The sequence below is a fragment of the Janthinobacterium sp. P210005 genome, from assembly GCF_036231865.1.
GTDB lineage: Bacteria > Pseudomonadota > Gammaproteobacteria > Burkholderiales > Burkholderiaceae_D > Janthinobacterium > Janthinobacterium kumbetense.
This window is the reverse complement of sequence record NZ_JAZARC010000001.1, coordinates 575,401-593,522: the sequence shown is the minus strand read 5'-3', so window position 1 is coordinate 593,522 and position 18,122 is coordinate 575,401. Positions and strand designations below refer to the sequence as shown.

General features: G+C 67.9%; 14 protein-coding genes. 12 read left to right on the top strand and 2 right to left on the bottom strand.

From position 1 onward, the window contains the following. Together VPH40_RS02475 and VPH40_RS02470 are read left to right on the top strand one after the other, a co-directional pair. Positions 1–2,481: a hypothetical protein gene (locus VPH40_RS02475; RefSeq protein WP_328572553.1), complete on the top strand. Its 2,481-nt coding sequence runs from the start codon at positions 1–3 to the stop codon at positions 2,479–2,481. Beyond that, entirely contained in the window at positions 2,478–3,242 is a 765-nt protein-coding gene (locus VPH40_RS02470; protein WP_328572552.1) for a S1 family peptidase, read from the top strand. The genes VPH40_RS02475 and VPH40_RS02470 overlap by 4 nt, the downstream gene beginning before the upstream one ends. 4 nt (positions 3,243–3,246) lie before the next feature. Here the strand turns inward: VPH40_RS02470 and VPH40_RS02465 are convergent, their stop codons facing one another. Together VPH40_RS02465 and VPH40_RS02460 are read right to left on the bottom strand one after the other, a co-directional pair. After that, positions 3,247–3,993, bottom strand: coding sequence for an N-acyl amino acid synthase FeeM domain-containing protein (locus VPH40_RS02465; RefSeq protein WP_328572551.1), 747 nt, complete (start codon positions 3,991–3,993; stop codon positions 3,247–3,249). A 200-nt stretch (positions 3,994–4,193) separates the two neighbouring features. Beyond that, a complete protein-coding gene (locus tag VPH40_RS02460; protein ID WP_099668060.1) occupies positions 4,194–4,817 on the bottom strand; it encodes an XrtA/PEP-CTERM system exopolysaccharide export protein in 624 nt (207 codons plus the stop codon). A 243-nt stretch (positions 4,818–5,060) separates the two neighbouring features. Between VPH40_RS02460 and VPH40_RS02455 the strand changes: the two genes are divergently transcribed. From VPH40_RS02455 to VPH40_RS02410, 10 genes are read left to right on the top strand one after another with little or no spacing between them, the layout of a single operon-like run. After that, complete coding sequence (locus tag VPH40_RS02455) at positions 5,061–6,590, top strand: XrtA system polysaccharide chain length determinant (protein ID WP_328572550.1); 1,530 nt, start codon at positions 5,061–5,063, stop codon at positions 6,588–6,590. Between the two features lie 16 nt (positions 6,591–6,606). Next, positions 6,607–7,449 carry an XrtA-associated tyrosine autokinase gene (locus VPH40_RS02450; RefSeq protein WP_099668062.1) on the top strand — a complete coding sequence of 281 codons (843 nt, stop codon included), beginning with the start codon at positions 6,607–6,609 and terminating at the stop codon, positions 7,447–7,449. Next, the gene (locus VPH40_RS02445) at positions 7,433–8,962 is read left to right on the top strand and encodes a TIGR03016 family PEP-CTERM system-associated outer membrane protein (protein ID WP_328572549.1); all 1,530 of its coding nucleotides are present in this window, start codon (positions 7,433–7,435) and stop codon (positions 8,960–8,962) included. Before VPH40_RS02450 ends, VPH40_RS02445 begins: the two co-directional genes overlap by 17 nt. 12 nt (positions 8,963–8,974) lie before the next feature. After that, entirely contained in the window at positions 8,975–10,135 is a 1,161-nt protein-coding gene (gene wecB / locus VPH40_RS02440; protein ID WP_328572548.1) for a non-hydrolyzing UDP-N-acetylglucosamine 2-epimerase, read from the top strand. Beyond that, positions 10,132–10,983, top strand: a complete 852-nt coding sequence (locus tag VPH40_RS02435; RefSeq protein WP_328572547.1) for an XrtA system polysaccharide deacetylase — start codon at positions 10,132–10,134, stop codon at positions 10,981–10,983. The genes wecB and VPH40_RS02435 overlap by 4 nt, the downstream gene beginning before the upstream one ends. Next, positions 10,983–12,062 carry a FemAB family XrtA/PEP-CTERM system-associated protein gene (locus tag VPH40_RS02430; protein ID WP_328573326.1) on the top strand — a complete coding sequence of 360 codons (1,080 nt, stop codon included), beginning with the start codon at positions 10,983–10,985 and terminating at the stop codon, positions 12,060–12,062. The genes VPH40_RS02435 and VPH40_RS02430 overlap by 1 nt, the downstream gene beginning before the upstream one ends. Before the next feature lie 15 nt (positions 12,063–12,077). Further along, entirely contained in the window at positions 12,078–13,373 is a 1,296-nt protein-coding gene (locus tag VPH40_RS02425) for a TIGR03087 family PEP-CTERM/XrtA system glycosyltransferase (protein WP_328572546.1), read from the top strand. Beyond that, positions 13,370–14,965 carry an exosortase A gene (xrtA, locus tag VPH40_RS02420; RefSeq protein ID WP_328572545.1) on the top strand — a complete coding sequence of 532 codons (1,596 nt, stop codon included), beginning with the start codon at positions 13,370–13,372 and terminating at the stop codon, positions 14,963–14,965. The genes VPH40_RS02425 and xrtA overlap by 4 nt, the downstream gene beginning before the upstream one ends. Further along, positions 14,955–16,157 carry a TIGR03088 family PEP-CTERM/XrtA system glycosyltransferase gene (locus VPH40_RS02415; protein WP_251348830.1) on the top strand — a complete coding sequence of 401 codons (1,203 nt, stop codon included), beginning with the start codon at positions 14,955–14,957 and terminating at the stop codon, positions 16,155–16,157. The genes xrtA and VPH40_RS02415 overlap by 11 nt, the downstream gene beginning before the upstream one ends. A gap of 10 nt (positions 16,158–16,167) precedes the next feature. After that, on the top strand, positions 16,168–18,120 hold the full coding sequence (locus VPH40_RS02410; protein ID WP_328572544.1) for an XrtA/PEP-CTERM system amidotransferase: 1,953 nt from the start codon (positions 16,168–16,170) through the stop codon (positions 18,118–18,120). Positions 18,121–18,122 lie beyond the last annotated feature (2 nt).

The following is an 18,122-nucleotide window of genomic DNA, read 5'->3' as shown; positions in this document are numbered from 1 at the left end:
ATGGCTGTGCAAGCGGCCATGGCCGGCGTGGCGGCGCGGCCGTTGGCCCTGCTGGCGGGCGCGGCCTGCGTGCTGGCCCTGCGCCATTATCCGCTGGGCCACGGCTGGCCCGGCCTGCTGTTTGCCATCCTGCTGCCCGCGTATTTCCTACTGCTGTGCTGGCGTCCCGCCTGCTGGCTGTTCTGCGTGCCCGCCCTGCTGCCCGTGCTGGACCTGGCGCCGTGGACGGGCTGGTTCTTCCTCGAAGAAATCGACGTGCTGCTGTTGCTGACGGTGGCCTGCGGCTATTGGCGCCTGGGCGGATCCGGCCAGCCGGCAGCGGCGCGGCTGTCGCCCGCCGCCCGCCTATGTTTGCTGCTGTGCAGCCTGGCCTGGCTGGCGGCGCTGCTGCGCGGCGTCCTGCCGCTGGCGCCGCTCGACCTGAATGCCTGGGACAATTATCTGAGTCCCTACAACAGTTTGCGGTTGGGCAAGGCCTGGGCCTGGAGCATGCTGCTGCTGCCGCTGCTACTGCGCGACGCTCATCCGCACGCCCTGCGCCGCTACGCGCTGCCGGGCATGCTGGCCGGGCTGGCCATGGTGTCCCTGTTCGCCCTGTGGGAGCGGGCCGTGTTTCCCGGCCTGCTGAACCTGTCGAGCGACTACCGCATCACGGCGCCGTTTTCCGCCATGCACACGGGCGGCGCCGCGCTGGACGGCTACCTGGCCCTGGGCTTGCCCTTTGCCGGCCTGTGGCTGGCGCGCGCGCGCAGCCGCTGGCAAGCGGCGCTGGCCTTGCTGCTGCTGGCCCTGGCCCTGCACGCGGCGTTCACCACCTTTTCACGGGGCTTGTACGCGGCCCTGGCGGCGGCCATGCTGCTGGCCTTGTGGCAAGCCCTGCGGACGGCGCCCGGCGCGGGGCGGCAAGCGCGCGGCCGGCCGCCCGTGCGGGGCATCTTGCTCAAGCTGCTGCTGGCAGGCCTGGGCACCGTGCTGCTGCTGTACATGTTCAGCCTGGCCGGCTACCGGGGCTTGCTGGCCGCCGCCGTCCTGCTCGCCGCCAGCTTCGTGCTGGCCGCGCGGCCCCTGCCGTGGCGCCTGGCGCCGGCCAGCCTGCTGTGCGCGCTGTGCCTGCAGGGTCTGCTGGCCGCCTGGTGGCCGGAACCGGCCTTGCAGCCAACGGCCGGCTGGCTGAAAGGCCCGTATTTCCTGTTCCTGCTGGCCGCCATGCTGCTAACGGGCACCTTGTGGCCGGGCGGCGCCGGCGGCAAGGGTCCAGCCAGACTGGGCCTGGCGATGATGGCGTGGACCATGCTGGCATGCAATCTCGCCTGGATAGGCTGGCACTGGGCCGGCCCGCCCGCCCTGCTGCCGGCCGGCCTGGTGGTGCTGCTGGCCATGCTGATGCTGTGCAACGGACGCTTGCACCCGCCGCTGTGGCGGCTGGACCGGGCCAGCCTGAGCATCGCGGGCGCGGCCGGCATCCTGCTGTTGCTGGCCATCCCCGTGTCGGCCAGCTATTACGCCACCGAACGTTTCGCCACCACGGCCTTCGACATGCAGGGCCGCTTGCGCCATTGGCGGCAAGTGCTGGCCATGCAGCCGCCCGACTGGGGCAACCGCCTGTTCGGCATGGGCAGCGGCAGCTTTCCCGCCACCTATTATTGGCACAATCCGGGGCGCGAGGTGCCGGCCAGCATCGCGTATGCCGAGGACAGCGGCGCGCCCGGCAATTATTATGTGCGCCTGGCCAGTCCCGGCTACAGCGCCGGCTATGGCGAACTGCTGCGGCTGCTGCAACGCCTGCGCGTGCAGCCTGCCACGCGCTACACCCTGGCGCTCGACGTGCGCAGAAGCGGCCCCATGCCCGTGCTGCAGGTGCGGCTGTGCCAGCGGCAATTGCTGTATGCACAAAATTGCGTGGAAATCCCCCTGCGCCTGCGCCCGCCTCCGCCCGGCAATCCGTCGGCGGCCTGGCAACACTATGACGTGCCGTTCGACAGCGCCTGGCTGGGCGGGGGCGCCTGGCTGCTGCGCCCGCCCGTGCAGCTGGAACTGGCGGTCAGCGGCACGGCCGCCTCGTCCGTGCTCGACGTCGACAACCTGAGCTTGCGCGCGCCAGGCGGCGAGGAACTGATCGCCAACGGCCGCTTTACGCAGACCAACAATTACTGGTTTTTCAGCAGCGATCACCATCACTTGCCGTGGCATATCAAGAGCATGGCGCTGCATCTGCTGGTGGAAACGGGCTGGTGCGGCGCACTGACCATGCTGGCCCTGCTGGCCGTGGCCGGCCTGCGCCTGCTGCGCCGCGCCGCGCGGGGCGAGCCGGGCGCGCTGGCCTGCGCCGCCGCCCTGCTGGGTTTTCTCGTCGTCGGCCTGTTCGACAGCCTGCTCGACGTGCCCCGCCTCGCCCTGCTGTGCCATCTGATGCTGCTGTGCGCGCTGCTGCAAGCCGCGCCCTCCCCGCCACCTCCCCACCTTGAAAGCGCGCCGCCATGACACCCCTGTTTTCCGCCCTCCTATTCTGCCTGGCCCTGGCCAGCACGCCGTGCCGCGCCGATGCGCCGCTGGCGCAAACCATCGCGCGCATCAAACCATCCATCGTCGGCGTGGGCAGCCTGCAAAAGACGCGCACGCCGCCGATGAATTTCATCGGCACGGGTTTCGTGACGGGCGACGGCTTGAGCGTGCTGACCTGCGCCCACGTGATCCAGAAACTGCTCGACGCCAATCCGAACGAAGTCATCGGCATCCTCACGGGCCAGGGCGAGGCGGCGCAATTTCGCCCCGCCAGGGTCCAGGCGCTGGACACGGAACATGACCTGGCCTTGCTGCGCCTGGCGGGCGCGCCCCTGCCCGCCCTGGCGCTGGGCGACGCGGCCACGGTGCGCGAAGGCCAGGCCATGGCGTTTACGGGGTTTCCGCTGGGCACCTTGCTCGGGCTGCACCACGTGACGCACCGGGCCACCGTGTCATCGCTGACGCCGGTGGTCATGCCCAGCGAAAACGCGCAGCGCCTCGACATCCGGCGCCTGGCGCAGCTGCAAAAAGCGCCGTACACCGTGTTCCAGCTGGACGCGACGGCGTATCCGGGCAGCAGCGGCAGCCCCCTGTTCGATCCCGAGACCGGTCTCGTCTACGGCATCGTCAACATGGTGTACGTCAAGGGCCTCAAGGAAGCGGCCATCAGCGCCCCGAGCGGCATCACCTACGCGATTCCGGGCAGCTACATGCAGACGCTCTTGCTGAAAAACAAATGAGTGATCAGTTGCGCCCCTGCCTCAGCCGGTCCGTAATGCCAGGCTCATCCCATGTCGGAAAAAAAAAGGGGTAAAACGACCGTTCACCCCCATGCTGTTCCATCAGGCCACCGTATTTACGGATCTGGGCCCCCATGTAATCGAGGTCCAGCCGTAGCAGCACGGCCGGCGCCCCCACGCGCGTGCACTCGCGCTCGCCGCCGAAGTCCTGGAAACCCAGCATGCGCTTGTAGAACACCACGTGGCGCGGGTTGACTTCGATCACGTAATCCGTAAAGCCATGAATATTGTGGGCATATATATAAGAGATATGAATCAGCGCCGCGAACACGCGCTTGCTCACCCCCTTGTCGATGGCCAGGCGCGACGGCTCGCACAGGCGCCGGCCTTCCACGCGCAGGACGTCGAGCTTGTCGCGGAAGTTTTCATCGGCGGGCAAGCCGGTCTCGTCATTGTCGAGGCACAGGGTCATGGTGCCGACCGTGGTGCCGGCCGTTTCCGCAAACAGCGTGATTTTATTCAGGGCATGCGCGATGCCGGGATCGACGGCATAGCCGCGCCAGCCGTACATCTTGCGGATCAGCAAACTGGCCGCCTCGCGCCGGCCGCGCGAATTGGCCATGCGGATATGAAAGCGCTGCAGGTCGAGCTCATGCTCCATGGCAGGGTCGATCTGCCCCTCGCCCACCACCAGGTCATTGAAAGTACCGGGCGTGTCGAAGGAAATAATGGGTTCATCTTCAAAGCTCATCTTGTCCTCACGTTCATCGGCCGCCGTCGAGACGGACTGAAGCCAATGCCTTGTGACAAGAGAAAAACTGGAGAAGTTCCCGCGCCAGGCAAAAAAAACAGAAGAAATATGCTATTTAATAGCAAAATTTCATGCTGAAATTTGCCTGCGAGTACAAAATGACAAATATAAGTGCTGTTTTGATATTGCCGAGTCCGCTATTAAAAGAAGCTCTCCGGTATCAGCAGCACGTCGCCCGGGCGCATCATGACGTTGGCGGAAATATCGCCACGCTTCAAGAGGTCGTCGAGCCGCACGCCCAGCTGCTGCTGGTTGCCTTCCCGCATGCGGATGATGCTGGCCTTGTTGCCGGCCGCAAAATCGGTGATGCCGCCCACGGCGATGAGCACGTCCATCAGCGACATGCCCAGCCGGTACGGCAGCGCCTGCGGCTTGGCCGCCTCGCCGATGACGCGGATCTGCTCGCCATACGGGCCCGAGAAATTGGTGACGATGACCGTCACGACGGGCTGCTGGATGAACTTGCCCAACGCTTGCTCGATGTCGCGCGCCAGCTGGGTCGAGGTCTTGCCGCTGGCGGGCAAATCCTCGACCAGCGGCGTGGTGATCTTGCCGTCCGGCCGCACGGCCACCGTCAGCGACACTTCCGGATTGCGCCAGACGATGATGTTGACGGAGTCTCCCGGTCCGATCAGGTAGTCGTGCATGGGCGCGCTGTCGTCGGAGGGCGCCAGCGGATGGGACGTGCGGCAGGCGCCCAGCAGGCCGGCGGCCAAGCCCAGGCCCAGCGTGTTGCAGACAAATGCACGGCGAAACGGATTCATGCGGAGCCTCTTCGAGTCGATGGCGCGTCCATGGCCGGCCGCGCAGAACCAGCCTGGGCCGCGAACTTCCTATGATTATTAAAACCCGGCAAGTCAACCTTGAGGCGTATCAAGAAGCAATCATCTTGGGAAATTTTGCCTCCCAGCCGCCCTATACTTTGCTTACTCAACAGGCAAGCATTTCTTGCAAGACGCCGTCGCCAGCCCATCGACCGTGCAGCACCGTCACCTGAAGGAAGCGACATGGAAGAATTGATACAGCAATTGCTTTCCAGCCTGAAAGGCATCTGGAAATACCGCTGGCATGCGGTGCTGGTGGCGTGGCTGGTGGCCGTCGTCGGCTTCATCAAGGTGATCACCCTGCCCGACGACTTCCAGACGTCGGCGCGCGTGTTTGTCGATACGCAAACCATCCTCAAGCCGCTGATGGCCGGCATGACCAGCGTGCCGAACACGGAACAGCAGGTGGCCATCATGAGCCGCACCCTGCTCAGCCGTCCGAACGTGGAGCGCGTCATGCGCATGGTCGACCTCGACCTCGACTCGAAGACCGTGCGCGAACACGAGGCCCAGCTCGACGACCTGATGAGCCGCATCAAGATCACGGGCACCAACGCGTATGACATCTACACGATCAGCTACAGCGGGCGCGACCCGAAGCTGGTGCGCGACGTGGTGCAAAGCCTGCTCACCATCTTTGTCGAAGGCAGTTTCCAGGGAAAAAAAGGCGATTCGCAAAAGGCGGTGCAATTCATCGACGAGCAGATCAAGAATTACGAGGACAAGCTGAGCGCGGCGGAAAACCTGGTGAAGGAATTCAAGATCCGCAACAACCTGCTGCTGCCGCGCCAGGGCATCGACTATGGCAGCCAGCTGCTGATGTCGTCCGATAGCCTGAACAATGCCAAGCTGGAACTGGTCGAGGCGGAACAGGCGCGCAAGGCGATCCAGAGCCAGATCGAAGGCGACGAGCCCGTGCTCGACCTGGAGCCGAACGCATCGGCCATCGCGAATCCCGAACTCGACGAGCGCATCGCCACGCTCAACAAGAACCTCGACAGCCTGCGCATGCAATTTACGGAACTGCACCCCGACATCATTTCCTCGAAGCGCCTCATTGCCCAGCTGGAAGAACGCAAGATCGAGGAAAGCAAGCTGAAGACGGCGGCCGGCGACCCGGGCAAGAACTACAGCCCCATGCTGCAGCAGCTGAAGGTGGCGCTGACGGATGCGGACGCCAAGGTGGCCGCCATCCGCGCCCGCGTGCAGGAATACAACGCGCGCAATGAACGCCTGCTGGCGCAGAGCAATGCCGTGCCCGAGGTGGAATCGCAGCTGGCGCAGCTGAACCGCGATTACATCATCAACAAGGAAAACTATGAAAAGCTGATCGGCCGGCGCGAAGCGGCCAAGCTGTCGGGTGAGCTCAGTTCCACCACGGAAATGATGGCCTTCAAGATCATCGACCCGCCCACGGTGCAATATGCGCCCGTCGGCCCGAACCGCCCGCTGCTGTTCAGCGCGGCGCTGGGCGCGGCCCTGGTGGCCGGCGTCGCCACGGCCTTGCTCATCAGCCAGGTGCGTCCCACCTTCCTCAGCCCCGCCGAACTGCGCGACGCCACGGGCTTGAACGTGCTGGGCACGGTATCGATGAACTGGACGGCGCTGCAGCAAGTGCGCCGCCGTCGCGCCCGCTACGGCTTTGGCGCCTGCCTGGGCAGCCTGTTCGTGCTGTACGGCGGGGTCATGACGGCCGCGCTTATGAAATTCTAGATCCCGGGGAGCGACGATGAGCAGCAAGGACAGCGGCAAGCAGGAACCCACCATCCTGGGCGTGGCCGAGGCCGGCGTGCCGTATGGCGTGGAGGGCGCGGCGGGTGCGGATGGCGCGGACGCGGCCAGGTCGCCCCAGTACCGCCCCCTGAACCTGGCCCGGCTGGCGGAGCAAGGCATGCTCACGCAGGAAGGCGGACGCAGCTCGGTGGCCGAGGATTTCCGCATCATCAAGCGCCCGCTGCTGCGTCAGGCGCGCGCCAGCGGCGCCGAGGCCATCCGCCACGGCAACCTGATCGTCGTCACCAGCGCCATGCCCGGCGAAGGCAAGACCTATTGCGCCGTCAACCTGGCCATGAGCATCGCCATGGAAATGGATATCACGGTGCTGCTGGTCGATGCCGATGTGGCGCGCCCGTCCGTGCTGAAAGTGCTGGGCCTGCCACCGGAGCCGGGCTTGATGGACGTGCTGCTCGACCCGCAACTGGCGATGGGCGACGTGATCCTGAAAACCAATGTGGCCAACCTGAGCATCCTGCCCGCCGGGCGCAGCAACAAGCATGCGACGGAATTGCTGGCCAGCCGGGCCATGAGCCGCCTGCTGGCGGAAATTGCCAGCCGCTACAGCGACCGCGTCGTCATCTTCGATTCGCCGCCCCTCTTGATCACCAGCGAGGCGCACGCGCTGGTCGGGCAGATGGGACAAGTGGTGATGGTCGTCGAGGCGGAAACGACGACGCAGCACGCCGTCAAGGAAGCGCTGCGGCAGATCGAGTCGTGCGAACACATTCATTTGATCTACAACAAGACCAAATCGTTCCCCGGCAACGACTACTACGGCTATGGCTATTACGACTAGCGGCCGGGTTCCGCTGCCGCTGCTGCCCTTGCTGTCCCTGCTGCTGCCCCTGCCGGCCGGCGCCGTCGACTGGCTGGTGAAACCGTCGCTGCGCCTGCGCGAAAGCTATACGGACAATGCCTTGCGCGCGCCGTCCGGCCAGGCGCAATCGGACTTCATCACGGAAATCGCGCCCGCCATCGCCCTCATCGGCACGGGCCCGCGCCTGCGCGTGCACCTCGATTACAGCTGGCGCAAATATCTGTCGGGGCAGCGCGCCGATACGGATACCCACGAACTGCGCGCCTCGGCCGACGCCGAGCTGGTGCAGGACTGGTTCTTCATCGATGCGGACGCCAGCGTGAGCCGGCGCAACATCTCGCCATTCGGCCCGCAACTGATCGACGGCCTGCCCGACACGGACAATGCCAGCACCGTGCGCACGACGGGCATCAGCCCCTACCTGCGCCACCGTTTCCGCGGCCTGGCCTCGGCCGAGCTGCGCTACACGCGCAACACGGTCGACAGCGGCGGCGACCTGCTCTCCGTGCACAGCGATGAACTGGAGTTGCTGCTCAATGGCGAGCCGCGCGGCAACGGCTGGACCTGGAACGCCAGCCACGACGTGCGCCGCACGCAGGACAGCAAGCTGGCGCCCGTGCGCATGCAGCGCAGCAGCGCGGGCTTGCGCTATCCCATCAACAGCAAGTGGGCGGCCACGGCCAGCGGCGGCATGGAAAAGGAAGGCTATCTGTCGACCAGCGGCAAGGCGCCGGCGGGCCGCTTCTGGTCGCTGGGCGGCGTGTGGACGCCGTCGCCGCGCACCAGCGTGGCCTTCAGCACGGGCAAGCGCTTCTTCGGCACCACCTACAGCCTGGACGCCACCTTCCTGCAGCGCCATACCAACTGGCAGCTGAGCTACGGCGAAAACATCACCACCATGCCGACGCAGTTTTCGCGACTGGGCGACCGCGATGCGGGCCGGCTGCTCGATCAATTGTGGCGCGGCATCTTTCCCAATGCGCGCGACCGGCGCTTGCGCATCGACGCCTTCCTGCGCTACGCCAACAGCCTGGGGCCGGAACGGGGCGCCATCAATTACTTCAGCCATCGCTATTTCCTGCAAAAGCAGCTGAAGCTGACGATGGCGCGCGCCACGGCGAAAAGCACGATGATCGTCGGCGTCACGGCCGTCGACCGCACGGCGCAAACGGCCAGCGGCATCGACAGCGGCTTGCTGCCCGGCGTGGAGTTCGGCAGCGAAGACCGCACACGCCAGATCGGCGCCAACCTGGGCTGGGGCTGGCAAGCCAATTCGCGCACCACCGTCAATGTCAATGCCGGCTACGCCGGCGTGCGTTCGCTGAGCGCGCCCCGGCGCGACAACAACATCACCTTGACGGCCGGCTACACGCGCATCCTGCAGCCGGACATGACGGCCAGCATCGACGTGCGGCATACGCGGCACGCCAGCAACCGCGGCGGCGATTACCGCGAAAACGGCGTCAGCGCCACGCTCACCATGCAATTCTAAGGAGGCTGCAGCATGTCCGACCCTTCGCTGTCATCCGCCGCGCCGGCGCACCTGCTGTGCGTGGTGGCCGCGCGCCCCAACCTGATGAAGATGGCGCCCATCCTGGCCGCCCTGGCGCGTCATGCGCCCGCCGTGCGCGTGACCTTGCTGCACACGGGCCAGCACTACGACACGGCCATGAACGAACAGCTGTTCATCGACCTGGACATGCGTGCGCCCGACATCGCCCTCGACGTCGGCTCCGGCAACCACGCGCAGCAGACGGCCGAGATCATGCGCCGCTTCGACGCCGTGCTCGACGCCCATCCGCCGCTGGCGCCCGATGCCGTGCTGGTGGTGGGCGACGTCAATTCCACGCTAGCGTGCGCGCTGGTGGCGGCCAAGCGCGGCACGCCCGTGATCCACGTCGAGGCGGGCTTGCGCAGCGGCGACCGGCGCATGCCCGAGGAAATCAACCGCGTGCTGACGGACCAGTTATCCAGCCTGCTGCTGACCAGCGAGGAAGGCGCGCGCGCCAACCTGCTGCGCGAAGGCATCGCCGCCGAACGCATCCACTTCACGGGCAACGTCATGATCGACAGCCTGCGGCAGCAGTTGCCGCGCGCCGTAGCGCCCGCCGCCACCCTGCGCGCCCACGGCCACGCCTGCCCGCCCGCGTATGGCCTGTTGACCCTGCACCGGCCGTCGAACGTGGATGACCCGGCGCAACTCGAAGCGCTGCTGCAGGCGCTGGGACAGCTGTCCCGCCAGCTGCCGCTGCTGTTTCCCATCCACCCGCGCACCCTGGCCGGCCTGCGCCTGGCGGGCCTGGAAGCGCAGCTGGCGCGGCATGCCATCGTCAGCCTGCCGCCGCTGGGCTACCTGGAAATGCTGGGCCTGATGCAAGAGGCGCGCCTGGTGCTGACGGATTCGGGCGGCGTGCAGGAAGAAAGCACGGCCCTGGGCGTGCCCTGCTTGACCCTGCGCGACACGACGGAGCGCCCCGTCACCGTCAGCGACGGCACGAATACCCTGGCCGGCACGCAGCCGGCCGCCATGTTGTCGCTGGCGCGGGGCATCCTGGACACGGGCGGCAAGCGCGGACGCCTTCCGCCCCTGTGGGATGGCCATGCTGCCGAGCGCATCGCCGCCGTCATCGCGCCCTGGCTGGCGGCGCGCCGGGGGCCGCCATGACGCCGCCGGCCATGCTGCGCAATGCGCTGACCATCGACGTGGAAGACTATTTCCAGGTGTCCGCCTTCGCGCCGCACATCGCGCGCGCCGACTGGCCCCGCCTGGAATGCCGGGTCGAGGCGAATATCGAGCGCATCCTGCTGCTGCTGGAAGGCCGGCGCATCCACGCCACCTTTTTTACCCTGGGCTGGATCGCCGAGCGCTATCCGGCCATGCTGCGCCGCGTGGCGGACGCCGGGCACGAAGTGGCCAGCCATGGCTATGCGCACCAGCGCGCCTGCGACCAGTCGACCGCGCAGTTCGCCGACGACGTGCGCCACAGCAAGACCATCCTGGAGCAGATAACGGGGCTGGCCGTGCACGGCTACCGGGCGCCCAGCTTTTCCATCGGCGCGGCCAACCTGTGGGCCTTCGACGTGCTGCAGGAAGCGGGCTACCGCTACAGCTCCAGCATCTACCCGATCCGCCACGACCACTACGGCATGCCGGACGCCCCCCGCTTCGCCTGGCGCCCGCGGGGACCGCTGGGCGTGCTGGAGTTGCCCGTCAGCACCGTGCGTCTGCGCGGGCGCAACGTGCCGGCCGGCGGCGGCGGTTATTTCAGGCTGATGCCGTATGCACTGTCGCGCTGGCTTTTGCGACGCATCAATTCGCGCGACGGGCAAGCTGGCATATTCTATTTTCATCCTTGGGAACTCGATCCCGGCCAGCCGCGCCCGACGGGCCTCGACGCCAGGACGCGCTTTCGCCACTACCTGAACCTGGGGCGCATGGAAGCGCGGCTGGCGCGCCTGACGGGCGATTTCTCCTGGGACCGCATGGACCGTATTTTTCTGGAAAGCACATGATGCACGAGGCCAGCCTTCCTCCCGACCCGCTGCATGGCAGCGCCGCCATCGCCGTGCGCTCGCTGCAGGGGCACGAACATGCGCGCTGGGACGCCTTCGTCGACACGTGTCCGGACGCGACCTTCTTTCACCGCGCCGGCTGGCACACCGTCATGCAGCAGGGTTTCCGGCACGACAGCCATTTCCTGTACGCGGAACAGCACGGGCGCATCGCCGGCGTGCTGCCGCTGGCCCATGTGCGCAGCCGCCTGTTCGGTTCGTCCCTCGTTTCGCTGCCCTTTTGCGTGTACGGCGGCATCGCCGGCGGCGGCGCGGCCGTGCGCCAGGCCCTCGACAGCGCGGCGCTGGCGCTGGCCCGGCGCCTCGGCGTGGGCCACCTGGAATACCGCTGGCGCGAGGTGGAACAACAGCCGGACGCGGCCTGGCTGCACAAGCCCCTGTACGCCACCTTCCGCCGCGCCTTGTTCCCCGAGGCGGAACAGAATCTGCTGGCGATCCCCCGCAAGCAGCGCGCCGTCGTGCGCAAGGCCATGGCGGGCGGCCTGCACAGCGCCATCGACTATGACCTCGAGCGTTTCTACCCGCTCTACGCATCCAGCGTGCACCGGCTGGGCACGCCCGTCTTCGCGCGCCGCCACTTTGCCCTGCTGCGCACGGTGTTTGGCGGCGATTGCGAGATCCTCACCGTGTATCACGGCCAGCAGGCGCAAGCGAGCGTGCTGCTGTTCTATTTCCGCGACGAAGTGCTGCCGTACTATGGCGGCGGCAGCGTGCTGGCGCGCCGCACGGGCGCCAACGATTTCATGTACTGGGAAGCGATGCGCCGCGCCAGCGCACGCGGCTGCCGCCTGTTCGATTTCGGCCGCAGCAAGCTCGGCACCGGGGCATACGATTTCAAGAAGAACTGGGGTTTTGCGCCGCAGCCGCTGCCGTATGCCTGCCGGCTCGTGCGCGCCAAGGCGTTGCCGGAAGTCAATCCCCTGAATCCGAAATACGCGCTGTTCATCCGCGCCTGGCGCCGCCTGCCGCTGCCGCTGGCCAACCTGCTGGGGCCGCACATCGTGCGGCAACTGGGCTAAGCAAGGGAACATACCATGCGCGAACTGCTCTTCCTCGCCCACCGCCTGCCGTATCCACCCAACAAGGGCGACAAGATACGTTCGTGGCACATGCTGCAATACCTGAGCCGGCATTTCCGCGTGCACCTGGGCTGCTTCATCGACGATGACGACGACTGGCGGCACGCCAAAAGCGTGGCCGCCCTGTGCGCCAGCACGCGCTTCATCGGCTTGCAGCGCGGCACGGCCCGCTGGCGCGCCATGCAGGCGCTGCTGTCGCGGCAAGCCATGAGCGTGCACTATTACCGCGATGCGCGGCTGCTGCAATGGGTCGACGGCTTGCTGTCCGGCGGCAAGGTGCGCCATGCGCTGGCCTTTTCCGGGCCCATGGCGCAATACATCGACGGCAGCGCGGGCCGCGCCCTGCACCGCGTCATCGATTTCGTCGACGTCGATTCCGACAAGTGGCGCCAGTACGGCGACAGCAAACCCTGGCCCATGTCGCTGCTGTACCGGCGCGAAGCGCAGCTGCTGCTGCAGTACGAACGCCATATCGCCCAGCAATTCACGGCCGCCAGCTTCGTTTCGCCGGCCGAGGCGGCCCTGTTCCGCCAGTGCGCGCCGATGGCGCGGCGCAAGACGGGATACTTCAACAACGGCGTCGACACGGCGTATTTCACGCCCCAGCCGGGCCGGGCCAGCGTGTATCCGGCCGGCGTGCAGGCGCTGGTATTTACGGGCGCCATGGATTACTGGCCGAATATCGACGCCGTGCAATGGTTCGTGCGCCACGTCTGGCCCGCCCTGCGGCGCGAGTTTCCCCGGTTGCAGTTCTATATCGTCGGCAGCGCGCCCGTGCCCGCCGTGACGGCGCTGGCCAGGATTCCTGGCGTGGTGGTGACGGGCAAGGTGCCCGACATCCGCCCCTACCTGGCGGGCGCGGCCCTGGCCGTGGCGCCCCTGCGCATCGCCCGCGGCGTGCAGAACAAGGTGCTGGAAGCGATGGCGATGGGCAAGATCGTGCTGGCCACGCCGCAGGCGCTGGAAGGCATCGCCGCCCAGCCAGGCCTGGAACTGCTGCTGGCGCGCGACGAGGCCGAATTCATCCACCATGCCGCGCGCGTGCTGCGCCATGCCCAGGACGGTGCGGCCGAAGCGAGCGGCGCGGCCATGGGCGCGGCGGCGCGCCAGCTGGTCTTGCAGGATTACGACTGGGAGCGCAACCTGCGCGGCCTGGGCGCCATGCTGGGCATATCGGCCGAGGCCGGGTCGAATACGCCGGCCGGCGGCGCCGCCGCGCCCGTGCTGCCCGTGCGGGAACCCTCCACATGAGCGTGCAACTCGACCCGGTGGCCTGCTTGCCCGATGCGGCCGTCCGGCCGGACGGGCATGGCCAGCGGCATGCCCTGCCGCTCCTGCTGCTGGCCCTGGCCGCCGTCGTGCTGCTGTACCACGCCACCTTCTGGTCGATGCTGGAACTGTGGTCGCGCTCGCAAACCTTCGCGCACGGCTTCTTGATCGTGCCCATCAGTTGCTGGCTGGCCTGGCGCCTGCGCGCGCGCCTGGCGGCGCTGGCGCCCCAGCCGTCGCGGCCGGGCTTGCTGCTGCTGGGCGCGCTGGGCCTGGCCTGGCTGCTGGCCGACGCCGCCAACGTGCCCGTGGTGGAACAATATGCGGCCACGGCCATGCTGCCCGCCTGCGTGCTGGCCATCCTCGGCTGGCCGGCCGTGCGCCTGCTGGCCTTTCCCCTCGCGTATCTGTTTCTCGCCGTGCCGTTTGGCGAAGTCTTCCTCGAACCGCTGATCGACTTCACGGCCGCCTTCACCGTCACCGCGCTGCAATGGACGGGCGTACCCGTGTTTCGCGATGGCAGCAATTTTTCTTTGCCCACCGGGAACTGGTCAGTGGTGGAAGCGTGCAGCGGCTTGCGCTACCTGATCGCCGCGCTGGCCCTGGGCGCCCTGTTCGCGCATGTCAACTTCCGCAGCACGCGGCGGCGCCTGGCCGTCATGGCCGCCGCGCTGCTCGTGCCCATCCTCGCCAATGGCGTGCGCGCCTATATGATCGTGATGCTGGGCCACCTGAGCAACATGCGCCTGGCCGTGGGCGTCGACCACCTGATCTACGGCTGGCTGTTCTTCGGCCTGGTGGCGCTGCTGCTGTTCTGGCTGGCCGCGCGCTGGCGCGAACTGCCGCTGGCGCCGACTTTGCCGCCCGCCTTGCCAACCCCGTCCGTCCGCCCCGGCGCCGGCGCGGCCAGCCCGCGCGCCGTCGTGCGCGCCAGCGCCGCCTGCCTGCTGCTGGCGGCCCTGTGGCCCGCCCTGGCGCTGGCCAGCCACCGCGACGACGGCGCCGCGCTGCCCGCCATCGTGCTGGCCTTGCCCGATCCGCCCGCCTGGCGCCGCCTGCACGATGCGGCAGCGGGGAGTATCGACTGGCAAGCGCCGTATGCGGGCAAGCCCGCGCTGTTTGCCGCCACGTATGCGCGCCAGGACGGCGACGGCGCACCGGTGGGACTGCAACTGCGCTGGTATGCGCGCCAGGTGCGCGATGCCGAATTGCTGACACATCTATCGTCGCCCTACGGCGCGCGCTGGACGGCCCTGGCGCAGCGCGTGCGGCAGGTCGGCTTGCCCGGCGGCACCCTGGACGTGCGCGAAAGCGTGCTGGCCCACGGCGGCGAGCGCCTGCTGGTGTGGCGCGTCTACCGCCAGGGTGGCGTCGTTACGGCCCGGCCCGTGCTGGTGAAACTGCTGCTGGCGCAAGCCAAGCTGCTGGGCAGGCGCCAGGATGGCGCCGACCTCATCGTCTTTGCCGCCTACGACGAGCTGGCGCCGCCGCCGCGCGCGCACCTGCAAGCCTTCCTGCGGGCGGCGCTGCCCGTCATCGAACAACGCTTGCAGGAGTTGCCGCATGGCCCTTGACACCGACACGGGCCGCGCGCCGGCGGCCAGCACGGCCCCGCTGATCGTGCACGTGATCCACCAGCTCGACGTGGGCGGGCTGGAAAACGGCCTGGTGAACCTGATCAACCATTTGCCGCCGGAACGCTACCGGCACGCCATCGTCTGCCTGAAGAACGCCACCGCGTTTCGCCAGCGCCTGACCACGCCCGGTGTCGACATCATCAGCCTGGACAAGCGCGAGGGCAAGGACTGGCGCCACTACCTGCACCTGTACCGCGTGCTGAAACAGCTGCGCCCGACGCTGGTGCACACGCGCAACCTGGGTTGCCTCGAAGCACAATTGCTGGCCTGCCTGGCCGGCGTGCGCCTGCGCGTGCATGGCGAACACGGGCGCGACATGAGCGACTTGCACGGCACCCGCCGCAAATACCGGCTGTTGCGCAAATGCATGCTGCCGCTGGTGCAGCACTTCATCGCCGTCAGCGCCGACCTGGGGCAATGGCTGGTGGACGCCATCGGCGCGGCGCCCGCGCAAGTGTCGCACATCGGCAATGGCGTCGACAGCGTGCAATTCCATCCGCGCCTGGGCCCGCCGGCCGCCGTGGGTCCGCCCGGCTTCCTGTGCAACGGCGCCTTCGTCATCGGCAGCGTGGGCCGCATGGCGGCCGTCAAGGACCACGCCTCGCTGGTGCACGCCTTTTTGCTGTTGCTGGCGCAGCCGGGCGCCCGCGCGCGCCTGCGCCTGATCATCGTCGGCGACGGGCCGTGCCGCCAGGCGTGCCTGGACTTGCTGCGCCAGTCCGGCGTGGCGCACCTGGCCTGGCTGCCCGGCGCGCGCGACGACGTGGCGCAGCTGCTGCGCGCCATGGACCTGTTCGTGCTGCCGTCGCTGGCCGAAGGCAGCTCGAACACCATCCTCGAAGCGATGGCGACGGGACTGCCCATCGTCGCCACGCAGGTGGGCGGCAATGCGGAACTGGTGCAGTCGGGCTGGAGCGGCACCCTGGTGCCGCCCGGATCGCCCGAGATGCTGGCCGACGCCATGCTCGACTATTACAGCATGCCCGAACTGGGTCCGCGCCACGGCGCGCGCGGGCGGCGCCAGGTGCTGGCCGAGCACAGCCTGCCCGCCATGGCCGGCGCCTACCTGGCCGTGTACGACCGCCTGACGGGCGCGCGCCAGCCCTCCCCCCTGTCCACCACTCCCTGAAAGGCCTCCCATGTGCGGCATCAGCGGCATCTTTGATTTGCAGGGCCAGCGCGACATCGACGTGCTGCTGCTGGCGCGCATGAACCACAGCCTGCGCCATCGTGGGCCGGACGAAGGGGGATTGCACCGCGAGCCGGGACTGGGCCTGGCGCACCGGCGCCTGTCCGTGATCGACCTGGCCAGCGGCCAGCAGCCGCTGTTCAACGCCGACCGCAGCATCGCCATCGTCTTCAATGGCGAAATCTATAACTATCGCAGCCTGATGGCGGAACTGCGCCAGTTCGGCCACCCGTTCCGCACCAGCAGCGACACGGAAGTCATCGTCCACGCGTGGGAACAATGGGGAGAGCAATGCGTGCAGCGCCTGCGCGGCATGTTCGCCTTCGCCCTGTGGGACCGCCGGCGCCACCTGCTGTTCCTGGCGCGCGACCGCCTGGGCGTGAAACCCCTGTACTACGGCGAGGCGGACGACGGCACCCTGCTGTTCGGCTCCGAACTCAAGGCCTTGCTCGCGCATCCGGCCATGCCGCGCGCGCTCGACCCGCTGGCCGTGGAAGAGTATTTCGCCTACGGTTACGTGCCCGAGCCGCGCAGCATCTTCCAGCACGCGCGCAAGCTGCCGCCCGGGCACACGCTGTCCATCCGCGCCGGCCAACCGCTGCCCGCGCCGCAGCCGTACTGGGACGTTCCGTTCACGCCGAACCCGCCCGCCAGCGAAGCGCAGGCGGCCGACGAGCTGCTGGCGCGCCTGCGCGAAGCCGTGCGCATCCGCATGGTGGCCGAAGTGCCGCTGGGCGCCTTCCTGTCGGGCGGCGTCGATTCGAGCGCCGTCGTAGCGCTGATGGCGGGGGCCAGCAGCACGCCCGTCAACACCTGCTCCATCTCGTTCGGCGACCCGGCCTACAACGAAGCGCGCTACGCCGATCTGGTGGCGCGCCGCTACGCCACGGCGCACCATGCGCGCCAGGTCGAGCAGGACGACTTCGAACTGATCGACCTGCTGGCCAACCTGTACGACGAACCGTTCGCCGACAGTTCCGCCATGCCGACCTACCGCGTCTGCCAGTTGGCGCGCCAGCGGGTCACGGTGGCCCTGTCGGGCGACGGCGGCGATGAAAGCCTGGCCGGCTACCGGCGCTACCGCCTGCACACGCGCGAGGAAAAGGTGCGCAAGGCCATGGACCCGCTGCTGCCGGCCGGTTTGCGCCAGTCGCTGTTCGGCACCCTGGGGCGGTGGTACCCGAAGGCCGACTGGGCACCCCGCTTCCTGCGCGCCAAGACCACGTTCGAAGGCCTGGCGCGCGACACGACGGACGCGTATTTTCACGGCGTCAGCCTGCTGGGCGACGCCATGCGCGCGCGCCTGTTCAGTCCCGAGCTGCGGCGCAGCCTGCACGGCTACCGCGCCGTGGAAGTGCTGCGCCGCCACGCGCTGGCCAGTCCCGCGCAAGACCCGCTGTCGCAGGTGCAGTACCTGGACTTGAAGACCTACCTGCCCGGCGACATCCTCACCAAAGTCGACCGGGCCAGCATGGCGCATGCGCTGGAAGTGCGCTCGCCCCTGCTCGACCATGAACTGGTGGCGTGGATGTCCGGCCTGCCGCCGCAGTTCAAGCTGCGGCGCGGCGTAGGCAAGTACCTGCTGAAAAAAGCCCTGCGCCCGCTGCTGCCCGACGCCCTGCTGTACCGCCAGAAGATGGGCTTTTCCGTGCCGCTGGCCGACTGGCTGCGCGGCCCGTTGCGCCAGCGCCTGCAACAGCGGCTGCTGGGCCCCACTCTGGCGCAGTGCGGCCTGTTCGACATGGATTACGTGCACCTGCTGCTGGAACAGCATGCGAGCGGCCGGCGCGACTACAGCGCACCCCTGTGGGCGCTGCTGATGTTCGAGGCCTTCCTGCGCCAGGTATTGCCCGTCGATGGACGCCAGGCGCCGGCACCCGCGCCGGCCATGGCAATGGAGTAGAT

Coding starts and splice junctions, on each gene's coding strand:
- VPH40_RS02430 (WP_328573326.1), top strand. CDS start 10,983: ATGCACGAGGCCAGCCTTCCTCCCGACCCGCTGCATGGCAGCGCCGCC.
- VPH40_RS02435 (WP_328572547.1), top strand. CDS start 10,132: ATGACGCCGCCGGCCATGCTGCGCAATGCGCTGACCATCGACGTGGAA.
- xrtA (WP_328572545.1), top strand. CDS start 13,370: ATGAGCGTGCAACTCGACCCGGTGGCCTGCTTGCCCGATGCGGCCGTC.
- VPH40_RS02410 (WP_328572544.1), top strand. CDS start 16,168: ATGTGCGGCATCAGCGGCATCTTTGATTTGCAGGGCCAGCGCGACATC.
- VPH40_RS02460 (WP_099668060.1), bottom strand. CDS start 4,817: ATGAATCCGTTTCGCCGTGCATTTGTCTGCAACACGCTGGGCCTGGGC.
- VPH40_RS02425 (WP_328572546.1), top strand. CDS start 12,078: ATGCGCGAACTGCTCTTCCTCGCCCACCGCCTGCCGTATCCACCCAAC.
- VPH40_RS02465 (WP_328572551.1), bottom strand. CDS start 3,993: ATGAGCTTTGAAGATGAACCCATTATTTCCTTCGACACGCCCGGTACT.
- VPH40_RS02445 (WP_328572549.1), top strand. CDS start 7,433: ATGGCTATTACGACTAGCGGCCGGGTTCCGCTGCCGCTGCTGCCCTTG.
- VPH40_RS02475 (WP_328572553.1), top strand. CDS start 1: ATGGCTGTGCAAGCGGCCATGGCCGGCGTGGCGGCGCGGCCGTTGGCC.
- VPH40_RS02455 (WP_328572550.1), top strand. CDS start 5,061: ATGGAAGAATTGATACAGCAATTGCTTTCCAGCCTGAAAGGCATCTGG.
- VPH40_RS02415 (WP_251348830.1), top strand. CDS start 14,955: ATGGCCCTTGACACCGACACGGGCCGCGCGCCGGCGGCCAGCACGGCC.
- wecB (WP_328572548.1), top strand. CDS start 8,975: ATGTCCGACCCTTCGCTGTCATCCGCCGCGCCGGCGCACCTGCTGTGC.
- VPH40_RS02470 (WP_328572552.1), top strand. CDS start 2,478: ATGACACCCCTGTTTTCCGCCCTCCTATTCTGCCTGGCCCTGGCCAGC.
- VPH40_RS02450 (WP_099668062.1), top strand. CDS start 6,607: ATGAGCAGCAAGGACAGCGGCAAGCAGGAACCCACCATCCTGGGCGTG.